The following is a 14,570-nucleotide window of genomic DNA, read 5'->3' on the forward strand; positions in this document are numbered from 1 at the left end:
CCATTTGCCTTACCACTGTAGGCAAAAAACAGAAGGGAATCAAAATGAACTCCCAAGGTTTAGATGCCTTTGCGGAGGGGGACAAAAGAAGGAGCATTGCCAAAGACCGTTTTATCATCAAGACTCAAGAGCATCAGATCCAGCTATCTGGATTTTCTCGCTGAAAAAGGTGGAGAAATGGCTCGTAAACTGTTTTTCTGGGTTGCCGTTGGCGGAATGCTGATCACCTTGCTTCTGTCGTTTTTCTGGCCCGGGATACTTTGGCTGTTTGTTTTTCTGGTGCCTTACACTCTGGTCGGGATTTTTGATCTGACCTGCACCAATCATAACGTTTTGAAAAATTATCCTGTCATTGGCCATATGCGCTATGCGCTGGAGTTTATCAGTCCCGAGATTCATCAATACTTTATCGAGTCAAATCAGAGTGGCAAACCTTTTAATCGTGAAATCCGAAATATGGTGTATTCAAGAGCCAAGGGCGTGTCTGATACCCAACCTTTTGGCACCCAGTTTGAACTGACCGATTGCGGCTACCATCGGGCCAATCATTCCCTGACCCCCAAAGAGGTGGATGCCAGCCATGGAAGAATACTGATCGGTGAACATTCCTGCTCACAACCTTATCTGGCGTCAAGGCTGAATATTTCCGGCATGAGCTTTGGCGCCCTGAGTGCCAATGCCATTAGAGCAATGAATGCGGGCGCACGCAGGGGTGACTTTGCTCACAATACGGGAGAAGGCGGGTTAAGCCGACACCATCTGGCAGAAGGAGGGGATCTGGTCTGGCAGATCGGCACAGGTTACTTTGGTTGTCGTACACAAGAAGGTGGCTTCGACGAAAAAGGTTTTGCTGAAAAAGTAAAGCATGAAGCCGTGAAGATGGTTGAGGTCAAATTATCCCAGGGAGCCAAACCGTCCCATGGTGGCGTGCTACCCGCCGTTAAAGTCTCAAAAGAAATTGCTGAAGCCAGAGGTGTTCCTGAGGGAGAGACCGTCATTTCTCCTCCCGCGCATTCGGCATTTTCAACGCCTAAAGAGCTGATTTTATTTATTGATCATCTCAGGAGGATTGCCGCTAAGCCGGTGGGCTTTAAGCTCTGTCTGGGCAACAAAGTGGAGTTTATGGGGATCTGTAAAGCCATGCTGGAAACCGGTTTGGCTCCGGACTTTATTACGCTTGATGGCGCAGAGGGAGGCACAGGTGCAGCCCCGGTGGAGTATACGGATCGGCTGGGAATGCCGTTGAACGAAGCACTGGTCTTTGCACACAACTGCCTGACAGGTGCAGGTCTGAGAGAGAAGGTAAAGATCATTGCCAGCGGCAAGGTGGCATCCGGTTTTGATATGGTGACAAAGATTGCTTTGGGTGCTGACCTGTGTAACTCGGCCAGAGCCATGATGTTTGCTGTGGGATGTATTCAGGCATTGAAGTGCAACACCAATCACTGCCCGACCGGAGTGACCACTCAGGACCCGGTCAGAGGCAGAGCCGTCAACATTGCTGAAAAACAGATCAGGGTGGCAAATTATCACCATGTGACGGTGGCCAGTTTTCTCGATATTGTTGGAGCAATGGGGCTGGACAGCCCGGAACAGCTGAATGCGAGGCATATCTTCCGACGTCTCGCCGATCAGACAGAAGCTTCTTACGCAACCATATACCCGGTTCTGGAAACAGGATGCCTGTTGAATCGCGATGATATGGTTGGCTACAGCAACCACTGGGCCCAGGCTTCGGCTGATGAGTTTTTACCCGGGCTGATCGCCTGAAATAGAAAACGCCGACATTAAAGTCGGCATTTTCCGGGTTAAACAGGATTACATCTGTTCAACAGTTTCAATGCCCAGCAGGTCAAGGCCTTTCTTGAGGATATGGGCAGTCAGGGCACAGAATTGCAGGCGGCTGCTTTTAACGGGTTCGCTGACGCCTTCTTTGTTAACCGGGCAGTTTTCATAGAAGCTCATGAATGCACCAGACAAGTCGTAGAGGTAGCCGCAAAGTACGTGAGGCGTTCCTTCACGGGCAGCCTGCTCAATGGTTTCGCTGAATTGGTTAAGCTTCAGAGCCAGGTCTCTCTCGGAAGGCTCTTCAATCAGGATGTTACCGGTGAGGTCGGTTTCAGAAACTCCGGCCCTGCGGAAGATGCTTTTAATACGGGTATAGGCGTAGAGCAGGTAAGGCGCAGTGTTGCCTTCGAAGGCCAGCATGGTGTCCCAGTCGAAAACGTAGTCGCTGGTGCGGTTTTTGGACAGGTCAGCGTATTTTACCGAGCCCATGGCAACGGCTTTGATAACCTTGAACTTTTGTTCTTCGTTGAGATCAGAGGCTTTGCTGGCAATCAGTCTGGCTGCACGCTCTTCAGCTTCGTCCAGCAGATCTACCAGTTTGATGGTAGTACCGGCACGGGTTTTGAACGGTTTGCCATCCTTGCCCAGCATCATACCGAATGCATGATGTTCTGTGCGGGTATCTTCATTGACAAAGCCGGCCTTGCGGGCAATGGTGAAGATCTGGTCAAAGTGTTGTCCCTGACGAGCATCAACATAGTAAAGAACACGGTCGGCGTTCAAGGCGTGAGTCCGGTGCCGCAGGGCCGCCAGATCGGTTGTAGAATAGAGAAAGCCGCCGCCAGACTTTTCAACGATGACACCCATCGGGTCGCCGTCTTTGTTCTTGAATTCATCCAGAAAGACCACTTTTGCCCCCTGGTCTTCACTCAACAGGCCTCTGCTGTCCAGTGCATTGATAATGGCAGGCAGGCTGTCATTGTAGGCGCTCTCACCCATAACATCGGATGGCGTCAGGGAAACATTCAATCGCTCGTAGACTTCCTGGTTGTGAGACAGAGTGATATCAACCAGTTTTTTCCAGAGTTTCAGGCAGTGCTCATCGCCAGATTGTAATTCGACAACATATTCACGGGCTTTTGTGGCGAACACTTCGTCATCGTCAAAACGTTTTTTAGCCGCCTTGTAGAAGGCTTCCAGATTTGAAAGCTCCATAGCCTGAGCTTCCTGACTGTCTTGCTCCAGTTCTTCGAGGTGAGCAATCAGCATACCGAACTGAGTCCCCCAGTCTCCCAAGTGGTTCTGGCGAATGACCTTGTGGCCCAGAAATTCCAGAGTGCGAGCGCTGGCATCACCAATGATGGTGGAGCGAATGTGGCCAATGTGCATTTCTTTGGCAACATTAGGCGCGGAGTAATCGACAATCACAGTTTTCGGGCTGTCGACAGAGGCTACACCGGAACGATCGTCTTTTACTGCTTCCTTCAGTCTGGCAGCGAGCCATTCTGGCTTGAGATAGATATTAATGAAGCCGGGTCCGGCAATTTCCGTTTTTTCAGCAATGCCTTCCAGATCCAGGTTTTCTTCTACTTTTTGGGCCAGATCTCGAGGTTTGAGTCCCATTTTCTTGGCTGCTGCCATCACCGCATTGCACTGATAGTCACCAAAGTTGGCCCGTGCGCTCTGACGAACCATCGGAGGGGTGTCTTCCGGGGCTCCGGCGGCGATCAGTGCTTTGATGACTCTGTCTTCAAGCAGTTTAAGAATATTCATGGAAAAAATTCCTTGGTCTGAAACTTGTGTGCGATGATTTTTTTCTCTCTTGGCTGCTCATCGGGAAAAATATTTTGCACTGTCTGCGTCTCATTGTTGATGGTTTTTCAAAATATTTTTCTATCGCTTGGGCGTCTCTAATAGAGCGCCTGTTGACCTTTCCGGTCAGCGGCAGCCTTGTTCTGCAAAAAAGCAGGATGTCGAAAGTGATGGTGACTGAAAAGCAACCTTTCAGCCTTGGCATCGTCGCAATGTGAATGTCAGGCAGCCCGGAAAGTTGCCGCAACAGAGGGCAATATCAGATGCTGACTGAAGCCTTTCAGGACTTGCCGCCTGAGAGGCAGATGAAGTGGCTGATGAGAGTGATTTCATAGCGGGAAATAATAGCGAATAAAACGGCTTTGAGACAATAGCAGTCTTCTTCAATCATGAGAAATGTTGCCACTGTCGAGAAATGTGAAGTCGGGTATCACCATGGTCAGCTGGTTGATTTGTCTACCCCGGCTGCTGCAGAGGCTGATAAACCGGATTTATCGCCATCAATGGGAAAATAAAATAACTGTCTTTTTTCCAAAAAGCGACTAAACATAAGGATTTGAATTCAGACACTTGAATATTCTTCAGATCAGTGAGAGCTTGCGATGTTTTTGAGGACTTTCTGCTTTGCCCTGACTCTATGGCTGGCATTAGCACCTTTAGTTAATGTTTCGGCAGTTAATTTTTTAACCGGACAATATGAGTCCAGTTTAATGGGGGCGGCTGCCGAGCATCGTAATTTCGACCTTTACACCAATCAGATGGATGCTGCTTTACAACACAAACTGTCCCGGCTGTTACCCCATCTGCCATTATACGACGGGGCATTTATTATTGATGTAGGATCTGGCACTGGTGCTGTGGCCGCAGCCATTGCCAGGGAAAATCCCGGATTAATGGTTCAGGGGATCGATATTCAGCCTCCGATGATAGCCCATGCCCAAAGTCGATACAGCGCAATAGAAAATCTTCATTTTGAGCAGGGCAGTGGCAATAAACCTTATGGCATGAATGCTGACGCAGTGATAATGGCTGCGGTCCTTCATGAGATCTATTCCTACAACGAAGATTCTCTCGACGCTGTTAAAAATGCTCTAGAGCTTGCCTATCAGACGCTTAAGAAAGGGGGGAGAATCATTATCAAAGATTTTGCCCGACCTGAAGATGATACGAGGCAAGTTCGTTTTTATCACGCAAAATCTGATGTAAAGGACCGACATTGTTTCGCTGAATTTGCACTCGGCTTCTGGCAACATAGCCGACATGTGCCAATTGGTTCGTATGAGAGTACCGAAGATTATGAATCCGTCGAGACGGATATGGCATCAGCTTATGATTACATGTTCAGAAAGGACTATACGGAAGACTGGCATGCAGAAATTAAAGAACATTACGGATTCATTCATCCCCGCAAACTTATCTTTATGCTGAACGACGTTGGTTTTAAAGTTCATGTAGCTAAGTTTTTTGATAATGAATGGATTTTAGAGCACCGGATTCGTGGAAAAGTGTGGCTTAAGGATGTAAAGACCGGTGAGGACATTCCGATTCCAAAATACGATATGGTCATTGTTGCTTATAAATAAAGAACATTACTGTTCACTTTCCATCTCCCAGAGATTGACCTGGCTGTCTTCAAGGTGGATTCTGCCCGTAAAAAATCCATGGTGGTTATTGTGGGCTGCATTGTGGTCGACGATCAGCAGCAGGCTGTCAGGCAGATATCTTTTTAACATTTCCTGTGCCCGTTGCACCGATGCCTGATCCATCCCGGCGAAAATTTCGTCCAGTATGGCTACTTCAGGGCGCCGGTTAATCACCGAGAGCAGCGCCAGTTTTTTAATCTGGCCACCACTGAGCTGATCTTTCCAGTTGCGTTCGTCGCGAAGCTGTTCTTCCAGAAGGTGCCATTGATCTTCAGGGTAGAAATCGATCTCCTGCAACATGTTGATTAACTCTCTATCTGTCAGGTCGCCTCTATGTTCTGGCTTTTGAGGATGCGGGTCGTTTGAGTCGGTTTCCAATCTTAACGTGACGAGTTCTCTCAGGGTTGTGTTCGGAGGAATGTAGGTTAACTGTTCGGCATGAAAGACTTCAGGCAACTCGCCATTGGCAGTGGTGTAGGTCACATTACCCGTTGCCCAGATACCGTTGCCGGCTTCTCTTCTGATCTTTGAAAGCAGGCTGCTCTTGCCGCTGCCAGAAGCACCGGAAACCGCATAATAGCCCTTGGGAATGGTCAATGCCTGATCGGTCATCAGCACTCCTTCAGGATGTCCCATGGAGAAGGCGTCCAGACGAATGGCGACCTCATCCCCTTTTTTTGCCCGATAGTCAGGCTGTTTCCAAAGTTCCGCCGGGGGATCGTTTATTTCTGCTCCCAGTGAGTAAATGCTATATTGTGCTTTATCGAAGCTGAGCAGGTTTTCGACGTTATTAGCGTGCCACGAGAAGGCGTCGGAAACACTGTCAGAAGCGAAAAGAAGGGCCTGATAATCGTCGTATGCAACTTCCCCAGTGCTCATCTTTTTGACAATAAAAAGGCTTTTGGCGACGAAGTCGACAAGGCCTTTTGCTATGCTCCAGCTGCCCGAAATCAGCCCTGCTTTAGACTGGCTGGCTTCTGTTTCACGAACTGCCAGCAGCAGCTCAGAATACTTTTCGACCATAAAATCCTTTTTGGCACCGTTGCCAATGGTTCGTGCATTGGTGTTGAAGTCTTTTTTCAACAAGTCGAGTTTAGTGCTCAGGGAATGCCTTTTGGTTTCCAGATCCAGGGCTCCCTGGTTAAGGCTCAGGGTTACGGACTCAGTCATTTTGCTATAGATATCCATGAACACCAGCATATCGGCAGCGCCGCTTTTGACAATAAAAGAAAGGTCATAAAAACCACCGATATAAGCGCGGGCCAGCGAACGCTTCAGTGAGCTACCGGCATTGACGATGTTGTGGATACTGACATCCATTCCGGCAATCAGGGTGTCGAGATTTTTATCCAGATTCAGTCTTATAAAATTCTGGTCATCGAAAAAGAGACTCTCCAGTTCATCTTCTGCAGCTTGCGTCATCAGAATTCTGTAGTAGCTTTCTATCACCGAATCCATCAACCAGTGTCCTACGTATGGCAGGCAGAAATAGCCCACTGACAGACCGGCTTCAACATAACCGGATAAAGCCTCTTCAGGTTTTAGACCGAACCTTGGATTAAAGTTTGACAGACTTGTATGAAGAGACTGGGCCCGGGAAGAGCGCATTTTGGTCAGTCTGGAGCTCATCAGTTGAGAGCCTGCTATAGCAAGAGCCTGCATGTGTGAGAGTCTCTGGGTGGTCTGGTGATCCATAATTTCATTCAGGATCTGATCCATTTCAGAAACGACTTCCAAATTGGATTTGTCATTCTCCCGACTGGAGGGTTTCAGAGTGATACACAGATAAGAAAGGGAGCGCTCGTCTTCTGAAAGTGAGGTAAACAGGCAGGTTCCACTCCAGACAGTGCCAGCACTTTCCATTAAATAAGGAACATTGAGTTGAGACACCGCAGAGCTGTACGAGCTGCCAATCAGTGGCAGTCGGCCCAGAGCCGATGAGAAAAAGGGCGTCATTACTTTTAGCTGAGTGACAGCGGATAATGTTGTGGATAAGGGCTCGGTGCCCGTAAGATTACAGGCTGCCATCACTTCATCGACTGCACCGAGAGCCGCTCCTGCAGCCGCTCCCGGCATTCCTCCCAGGATGGCGCCGTTGATGGCTCCCTTTGCGGGTGCGCTGAGGTACTTTTCAAGAAAGTTAAACTGGCCTGAAGCAATCAGTGCGCCACCGACAAAACCACAAAGGTAATTAATAGAGCTGGGCATGGGAGTATTGCTCATGGTAGCGGCTCCCATGACACCGGCACTCATATAATAGGAGGCAGATGTATTGACGTGATTGTAAAGTAAATCCAGGCCAGATAGTGCGACACCGGAAATAACGCCTGCACTCACGGTATAAGGGGTTTGGTCAGGCGAATTGCTCGCAGCTATGCCACCTGCAATACCGCTCAGGACAGGCATTACCAGCCACTGAGAATTATGCAATATCTGATGAGGCTGGTGAGATACCAGATCAGGATAAGAGGGTTGTAATAATTCTGAACAGAAAGCCATTTCATTCATTAATAACAGAATGAATCCCAATACAAAAAATCGCACTCAAAACTCCTTTTACTTCTTAATTCTTCTTTGTGTGTCACTTCAGTGGACTAGATATTAGAGTATGGGGGGGCGGAAAAGTTCCTTCTTTTCTGATAATCAGTGAAGTAGTTTGAAGTGCTTATCTGGAAGGAGGCTACTGCTGTGTGGCGTGCAAGATGCGAAGTATCCGAATAGTGATTCCGCTTTCTTTGTGACTGTCAGCGCTATTGAGGGTGTCGCAAAACTTCAACAGCTCGTTCTCACGCTCTGAAGTCGTCATTCCCGCGAAGGCGGGAATCCAGCGCCAACATTGGGTCTCTGCCTTTTCGGGGATGACAAGGCCAAGGGGGGCACCGGGCAGTATGGTTCTGGTGGTGAGTCAGTGTGGATTCCCGCCTTCGCGGGAATGACGAGAATGAAGCCGTGAATGACGAGAGTAAACTCGTTCTCACGCTGGAGAGAGTTTTGCGACACCCTCTATCAGGCGAGGGTTCTTGACCGCTCAAGAAGGTTCTGTTTCACAGTTTGTAGCTCAGCACCAGACACTTGTGTCCGGCGCTTAGTGTGGAGCGTCAGAATTCAGATCTGATTCCTGAGTCCTAATTGATCAGGATGAGGGTTTAGATAGGTTTGTTCCCGAATGTAATCGTTACCATGATTTTCAATGAAATGGCGTAGCATGGTCATTGGAACCACTAATGGCAATATACCCTGACGGTACTCTTCGACCAGTTTGAGAAACTGGTTTCGCTCTTTGGTATCCACGGTTTTTTTTACATACCCCAGAATGTGCAACATGGTATTGGTGTGGGACTTGCGGTTAGCCCTTTTTTTCAGGGTGTTCATGAATTCTTCGAAGTATTGTGCCAGCAAAGATTCCAGTTCCAGTTTGCCACCTTTGGCGACCAGTTTTCCCAAGGCGGTGTAGTCACTGGGGTTGTGAGCCATGATCATATATTTGTGGGCAGAGTGGAAATGAACCACAGCGGCATGACTGGGGTTGTTCAGCACTTCGTTGTTCCAGCGGTGATAGGCATAGACCCGGGTGAAGAAATTTTCCCTTAAAACGGGGTCATGGAGTCGGCCTTCTTCCTCTACCGGCAGTAAGGGGCGTGCTGCCATCAGAGCCTTGGCGTAGGCGCCGGCTGAACTGACGCCGGAAGGGCAGCCGTTTTCATGGTAGACCTTGACCCTTTCCATACCGCAGCTGGGGGATTTTTGCATCAGGATGTAGCCACTGATATCGGTTAATTCTTTGGCCTTCTTGTAGCCATAATCCGTTAGCTGATCGGTAACGTCGACATCCGGATGGTCTGTACCCACAACCCGAACCTTTTGGATATCCCCAACCAGACGAATTGGCTCTCTGGGGGTGCCGAGTCCGATGGCTACTTCGGGGCAGACTGGTTCGAAGTGGAAGTACTGGCTCAGGGTATTCATGCAGAATGAAGAGCGCTTGTGCCCACCATCGTACCGGACTTTCTGACCCATCAGGCAGGCGCTGATGCCGAGTTTGATGTCTTTTTCAGGTTCTGGAATCGAGACGATAGCCATTTAACTCTTCCTTTCTTATCCCTTTGCTTTCAATGTCACTTATTTTAAGGCAAACCCCCGGGAGCCTGTCGGACCAAGGTTCGACCCGGGCTCCGGAAAGAGCGGCCATCTTTATCTTTTGTAAGCTTCCTGCCAGGTCCGAATAAAACGACAGCACGGAAGGCTAACATACTACTGCGTACGTATAAGTCCAACGATTCGGCACTGATAATAACAAAGACCGATAACAACAAAGGCCCAAGTTGCACTCACTTGAGAAACTCCCATATCAATATCGCTGAGAAACCTCCGACTGCCCCAGACACATAATCGGGCAGAGAAAAACCGAATATACTACGAAACAATAAACCGATTAAAAAACTTGCTACCAACATCACTGCAAGGGCAATCAGGCAACGTTTCCAGAGAGGCAATATGGATGAAGCAGTTTTAACATCAGACATGATTATCTTCAAAAGACCATAATCACCCAGTCTAGTAGGCGACCGTCATAACCCGCAAATTCAGAGGCGTTATAAACAGCGTGATTTACGATGCAAAATCGACCTGAAGGGTTGCTCAGACAGGTCAACCATTCGCACAAATCCAACAAAAAAAACTGCCTCGTCCACTGAAATTCATTTCCGAAGGCTCAGGGGCGAGACAGGCTCTTCCGATTTTGTTTATGACTGCTTCAGCGCCTTGAAAGCAGAGAGTACTTTTGCTCTGGATGCTTTGAGGTCAACAATCGGTGCCGGGTAGTTAATCTCATGAGTATTTTTTTGCCAGGGGGCGTGAATCTCCTTACTACTGAGTTTGTCCAGCTGGGGTAGCCAGTGGCGAATAAAATGACCTTGTGAATCAAATTTCTCGGACTGACTGACAGGGTTAAACATTCTGAAATAGGGGGCCGCATCGGTGCCTGTGCTGGCAGACCACTGCCAGCCACCGTTGTTGGCAGACAGATCACCATCAATCAGATGCTGCATAAAGAAGGTTTCCCCGAGGCGCCAGTCAATCATCAGATTTTTGCTCAGGAACATGGCCGTGATCATTCTGAGGCGGTTGTGCATCCAGCCGGTATTCACCAATTGCTTCATGGCTGCATCGACTAATGGAAAGCCGGTCTCACCTTTGCACCAGGCATTGAATGCCTGTTTATCATCATTCCAGGGCAGATGTTCAGTGTCCGTGATGAATGCTCTGCCTCTGGAGAGTCTGGGGAATCCATGCAAAATATGTTTGTAAAACTCCCGCCAGATTAACTCACTCATCCAGCATTGCAGGCCATCACTTCCTGAGTCCATTTCTCCGTTGTTGGCTTGAAGGGCAGCATAAAAACACTGTTTGAGGGAGACTGTTCCTGAAACCAGGTAGGGTGAGAGGGTGCTGGTGGCATCAATACCCGGAAAATCCCGGAACTTTTTATAACCTTCACCGTGAGACTCAATAAATGCTTTGAGCCGGTTTGCTGCTTCCTCCTCACCAGCGGGCCAGAGTTTTTGCAAGCCTTCTACGGGCTTAAACAGATTTTGATAGTCGAAGGTCTCAACTTCAGGCAACTTCAAGGGCTTTTGCTTTTCAGGCGCAGGCAGTGGCTGAATCTGATGCAGGTTAAGGGTTCGATAGAGAGCCTTTTTAAAGGGCGTGAAGACTTTGAAATAATCACCGCTGCCATTCAACAGTTGACCGGGAGGGATCAGGGTCTGGTCAGAAAAGCGCTGGCACTCTAGCTGCTGCCCGATAAATGTTTGCTCTACAGCCTTGTCCCTGTTTTCTTCATTGAGCCCATGTTCGTTATTAAAGCTTATGCCATCGCACTCTAGCTTCCGGGCCATCTGCAACAGTTGTTGGGCACAGTGTTCAAACCGGAGAGACTGGATGACGACCAATGGAATGTTGAGTCTGCTAAGAGACTGCTCCAGTTGTTTGAGATTCTGCATCCAGAACCAGAGCTTGTTCGGGCTGTCATTGTGCTCCTGCCACTGATCCGGGCACAGGCAATAAACAGCTATAACTTCATTTTTGTCTGCGCAGTGGTATAGAGCAGGGTTGTCACTCACTCTCAGATCGCCTCTGAACCAGACCAGTGTTCGACTCATAGATATGTAGGCTGGAAATCCAGCCCACCTCCGAAATAGGCAAATAAATACTCTCTCTGACTGAGCTGGATTTTCATAGTGTGAATAGCACCTTCAGTTATATTTTTAAGTTATAACTCTGTTACGGACTTTAAAAGGAAGTGGATCATCCCGGGGAAACGTTAAGAACTCTGGCTTAATAGTTGCTAAACAATATTTTAACTTTCTCACTATGCTATCAGGGGAGTTAATAGCATAGATGAGCTAACAGGATGGCTTTAAAAAAAGGTACTACACATGCTCGATACGAGTTCGTTTCCAACAACCCGTTCTGTTGAATATGAGCAGGTTTCTGATGATTATCTGAAGCAGAGACAACTTAAGAAAGGAGCAGCGGGCTGGCTGGTTCTGGCTGGACTCGGGGTTTCTTATGTGATTTCCGGAGATTTTGCCGGTTGGAATTTCGGGCTGGAACAGGGCGGTTTTGGTGGCATGCTCCTGGCCACCCTTGTCATGGCTATTATGTATACCTTTATGGTGTTGTCATTGGCTGAGCTGTCTTCTTCATTACCTACTGCTGGTGGCGGCTACTCCTACGCCCGTCGGGCAATGGGTCCCTGGGGAGGGTATCTGACAGGCACCGCCATACTTCTTGAATATGCGATCGCGCCTGCAGCGATAGCCGTGTTTATAGGCGGGTATGTGAATGAACTTTTTGGTTGGGACGGACCCCTGGTTTACGGTGCCTTCTATGCTGCCTTTATTGGTTTGCACCTTTTGGGGGCCGGAGAAGCTCTGAAAATCATGATGGTGATTACCGGCCTGGCATGTTTAGCCATAGTAGTGTTTATCCTGGGAATGATTCCTGTCTTCAACGTCGACAACCTGTTTGATATCGACGTGAATGCAGAAGCTACCGGCGCTTCAACTTTCCTGCCCGAAGGTTATGTCGGTATCTGGGCTGCCATCCCATTTGCCATGTGGCTGTTTTTGGCGGTAGAGGGTGTTCCCCTGGCGGCTGAAGAAGCCAGCGATCCCAAGAAGGATATGCCCAGAGGGATTATCACCGCCATGGTCGTTCTGTTGTTGTTTGGAGGGCTGGTACTGGTTCTGGCCCCCGGCGCAGTGGGCGCCGAATACATGAAGGATCATGCTGCTCCACTGGTAGGGGCTCTGCAAGAAGTCTATGGTAAAGACTCTTACATGGCGACCTTTGTAAACTTTGTTGGACTTGCCGGTCTGATCGCGTCCTTCTTTTCTATCATTTACGCTTATTCCCGACAGGTATTCGCCTTGTCCAGAGCCGGCTATTTACCTCGCTTTTTATCAAAAACCGGTGAGCGAAAAGTGCCCACAATGGCCCTGGTCATTCCTGGAATCATTGGTTTCCTGCTGTCATTGACCGGAGAAGGTGATCTGATGATCACTATGGCCGTTTTTGGTGCCACCCTCTCCTACGCCATGATGACGCTGTCTCATATTATCCTGCGAGTTAAAGAGCCAGAGCTGGAACGTCCTTATAAAACGCCGGGTGGCATCATAACGTCAGGCATTGCTTTTGGTCTGGCTATTGTTGCCTTTCTCTCTACCTTTCTGGTGAGCAGCGAAGCCGCTTTCTGGTCTGCGGCTTTCTATGCCGTCATGGTGGCTTATTTCGGTTTATACAGCCGACAGCACCTGGTGGCTAAAGCGCCAGAAGAAGAATTCGAAGCCATTGCCGAAGCTGAGTCTGAGCTGAGCTGAGCTGATTGTTTGGGCACCTTTCTGGTGCCTGACACCTGAAAAGCCTAAGAAAAACGAGTATCAAATATGCACAACCCCAGAGATGTCAAAACCATTGAAGATGCTAAAAAAATTGTTGAAGAGAGGGGACTCTCTCACGTTAAGGTCGGTCTTTTCGATAACGATGGAATCATGCTCGGCAAATACATGAGCAAGGCCAAGTTTTTTTCAGCTCTGGAAAGCGGCTTTGCCTTTTGTGATGTAATCCTTGGCTGGGACAGTAAAGACCAGCTTTATGACAATGTAAAATATACAGGCTGGCATACCGGATACCCTGATGCTCCCGTACGAATCCTGCCCCATTCCTGCCGGGAGATCCCATTTGAAAATGGCATGCTGTTGTTCATTGCCGAATTCAAGGGGCAGTCAGAAGCGCTCTGTCCCCGGGGTACATTGAGAAGGGTAATTGAGAAAGCAGCTGACATGGGCTTTGATGCCCGTGCGGCGCTGGAATATGAATTTTTTATGTTCCAGGAGACACCGGAATCGGTTCGGGAAAAAGGTTTTCGAAACCTCAAACCATTGACGCCTGACTGGTTTGGTTATTCGATGATAAGAAACTCAGTGCATTCCGATCTTTATCACCAGATACTGGAAATGGCCGAAGTAATGGATTTTCCCATCGAAGGCATTCATACAGAAACCGGGCCTGGCGTGGTCGAAGCTGCCATTGCTGTCGACTCTGCTGAAAATGCCGCAGATAAAGCCGCACTGTTTAAAACGTTTATGAAAGTGCTGGCGCAGCGTAATGGGCTGATGGCCACTTTTATGGCCAAGTGGTCACCGGATTATCCGGGGCAGAGCGGTCATATTCATTTGTCTTTGTTCAACAAAAAGGATGGGCAGTCGGCGTTCTTTGATCCCAGCCAGAAACACAGCATCAGTCAGACACAGAGGCATTTTATTGCCGGTTTGCAGCGATTAATGCCTGAATTCCTGCCGATGCTGGCCCCTACCGTCAATAGTTACACCCGACTTATTCCCGGCTTCTGGGCACCTACCGACGCGACCTGGGGGGTTGAAAACCGTACCACCGCATTGCGTGTTATTCCGGGTTCAGAGAAGTCACAGAGAGTGGAGTACCGGCTGGGCTCTGCAGATGCTAACCCTTATCTTTCCCTTTCCGCCGCTTTGGCTTCCGGTCTTCAGGGCATTATTCACCAATGGGAGCCCGAGGATCAGGTGAAAGGAAATGCCTACGACCAGGGGCACCCACCTGAATATGCACTACCCACAACGCTCTGGGATGCAGCCCAAAAATTCAAGCAATCCGAAGCCGCCCGAACGATGTTGGGTGGCGCTTTCGTCGAACACTACGCTGCTTCCAGAGAGTGGGAAGAACGAGAGTTCAGAAAGCATATTACGGATTGGGAAATGGATCGTTATTTCGAAATTATCTGATCAC

Annotated in this window: 11 protein-coding genes; 6 read left to right on the forward strand and 5 right to left on the reverse strand. The window is 48.7% G+C overall.

The annotated features are described in order from the left end of the window. Positions 1-177 precede the first annotated feature (177 nt). Positions 178-1,770, forward strand: coding sequence for an FMN-binding glutamate synthase family protein (locus ACOJUO_RS14405; RefSeq protein ID WP_422137318.1), 1,593 nt, complete (start codon positions 178-180; stop codon positions 1,768-1,770). Positions 1,771-1,818: 48 nt separating this feature from the next. Here the strand turns inward: ACOJUO_RS14405 and argS are convergent, their stop codons facing one another. Further along, entirely contained in the window at positions 1,819-3,561 is a 1,743-nt protein-coding gene (argS, locus tag ACOJUO_RS14410) for an arginine--tRNA ligase (RefSeq protein ID WP_422137319.1), read from the reverse strand. 26 nt (positions 3,562-3,587) lie between these two features. On the opposite strand from argS, the gene ACOJUO_RS14415 reads away from it, so the two are divergent. The 3 genes from ACOJUO_RS14415 to ACOJUO_RS14425 all read left to right on the forward strand — a co-directional run bounded on the left by ACOJUO_RS14415 (position 3,588) and on the right by ACOJUO_RS14425 (position 5,183). Next, positions 3,588-3,818: a hypothetical protein gene (locus tag ACOJUO_RS14415; RefSeq protein WP_422132702.1), complete on the forward strand. Its 231-nt coding sequence runs from the start codon at positions 3,588-3,590 to the stop codon at positions 3,816-3,818. Between the two features lie 171 nt (positions 3,819-3,989). After that, positions 3,990-4,115: a hypothetical protein gene (locus tag ACOJUO_RS14420; protein WP_422137320.1), complete on the forward strand. Its 126-nt coding sequence runs from the start codon at positions 3,990-3,992 to the stop codon at positions 4,113-4,115. Positions 4,116-4,310: 195 nt separating this feature from the next. Continuing rightward, the gene (locus ACOJUO_RS14425; protein WP_422137321.1) at positions 4,311-5,183 is read left to right on the forward strand and encodes a class I SAM-dependent methyltransferase; all 873 of its coding nucleotides are present in this window, start codon (positions 4,311-4,313) and stop codon (positions 5,181-5,183) included. Positions 5,184-5,189: 6 nt separating this feature from the next. On the opposite strand, the gene ACOJUO_RS14430 is transcribed toward ACOJUO_RS14425, so the two are convergent. The 4 genes from ACOJUO_RS14430 to phrB form a co-directional block, all read right to left on the reverse strand. After that, positions 5,190-7,787, reverse strand: a complete 2,598-nt coding sequence (locus tag ACOJUO_RS14430) for an ATP-binding cassette domain-containing protein (protein ID WP_422137322.1) — start codon at positions 7,785-7,787, stop codon at positions 5,190-5,192. A gap of 258 nt (positions 7,788-8,045) precedes the next feature. Then, the gene (locus ACOJUO_RS14435; RefSeq protein ID WP_422137323.1) at positions 8,046-8,243 is read right to left on the reverse strand and encodes a hypothetical protein; all 198 of its coding nucleotides are present in this window, start codon (positions 8,241-8,243) and stop codon (positions 8,046-8,048) included. A gap of 105 nt (positions 8,244-8,348) precedes the next feature. Continuing rightward, positions 8,349-9,323 carry a YbgA family protein gene (locus ACOJUO_RS14440; protein ID WP_422137324.1) on the reverse strand — a complete coding sequence of 325 codons (975 nt, stop codon included), beginning with the start codon at positions 9,321-9,323 and terminating at the stop codon, positions 8,349-8,351. Between the two features lie 662 nt (positions 9,324-9,985). Further along, positions 9,986-11,404: a deoxyribodipyrimidine photo-lyase gene (gene phrB, locus ACOJUO_RS14445; protein WP_422137325.1), complete on the reverse strand. Its 1,419-nt coding sequence runs from the start codon at positions 11,402-11,404 to the stop codon at positions 9,986-9,988. Positions 11,405-11,680: 276 nt separating this feature from the next. Between phrB and eat the strand changes: the two genes are divergently transcribed. Together eat and ACOJUO_RS14455 are read left to right on the forward strand one after the other, a co-directional pair. After that, on the forward strand, positions 11,681-13,126 hold the full coding sequence (gene eat, locus ACOJUO_RS14450; RefSeq protein ID WP_422137326.1) for an ethanolamine permease: 1,446 nt from the start codon (positions 11,681-11,683) through the stop codon (positions 13,124-13,126). A 66-nt stretch (positions 13,127-13,192) separates the two neighbouring features. Then, positions 13,193-14,566 carry a glutamine synthetase family protein gene (locus ACOJUO_RS14455; protein ID WP_422137327.1) on the forward strand — a complete coding sequence of 458 codons (1,374 nt, stop codon included), beginning with the start codon at positions 13,193-13,195 and terminating at the stop codon, positions 14,564-14,566. Positions 14,567-14,570: the final 4 nt, after the last annotated feature.

The organism is Endozoicomonas sp. ALC020, from assembly GCF_049275935.1.
Classification (GTDB): Bacteria; Pseudomonadota; Gammaproteobacteria; order Pseudomonadales; family Endozoicomonadaceae; genus Endozoicomonas_A.

What these genes read in the sequence shown, in the direction of transcription:
- ACOJUO_RS14405 (WP_422137318.1), top strand. Translation starts at nt 178, where the DNA reads ATGGCTCGTAAACTGTTTTTCTGGGTTGCCGTTGGCGGAATGCTGATC.
- argS (WP_422137319.1), bottom strand. Translation starts at nt 3,561, where the DNA reads ATGAATATTCTTAAACTGCTTGAAGACAGAGTCATCAAAGCACTGATC.
- ACOJUO_RS14420 (WP_422137320.1), top strand. Translation starts at nt 3,990, where the DNA reads ATGAGAAATGTTGCCACTGTCGAGAAATGTGAAGTCGGGTATCACCAT.
- ACOJUO_RS14425 (WP_422137321.1), top strand. Translation starts at nt 4,311, where the DNA reads ATGGGGGCGGCTGCCGAGCATCGTAATTTCGACCTTTACACCAATCAG.
- ACOJUO_RS14440 (WP_422137324.1), bottom strand. Translation starts at nt 9,323, where the DNA reads ATGGCTATCGTCTCGATTCCAGAACCTGAAAAAGACATCAAACTCGGC.
- phrB (WP_422137325.1), bottom strand. Translation starts at nt 11,404, where the DNA reads ATGAGTCGAACACTGGTCTGGTTCAGAGGCGATCTGAGAGTGAGTGAC.
- eat (WP_422137326.1), top strand. Translation starts at nt 11,681, where the DNA reads ATGCTCGATACGAGTTCGTTTCCAACAACCCGTTCTGTTGAATATGAG.
- ACOJUO_RS14455 (WP_422137327.1), top strand. Translation starts at nt 13,193, where the DNA reads ATGCACAACCCCAGAGATGTCAAAACCATTGAAGATGCTAAAAAAATT.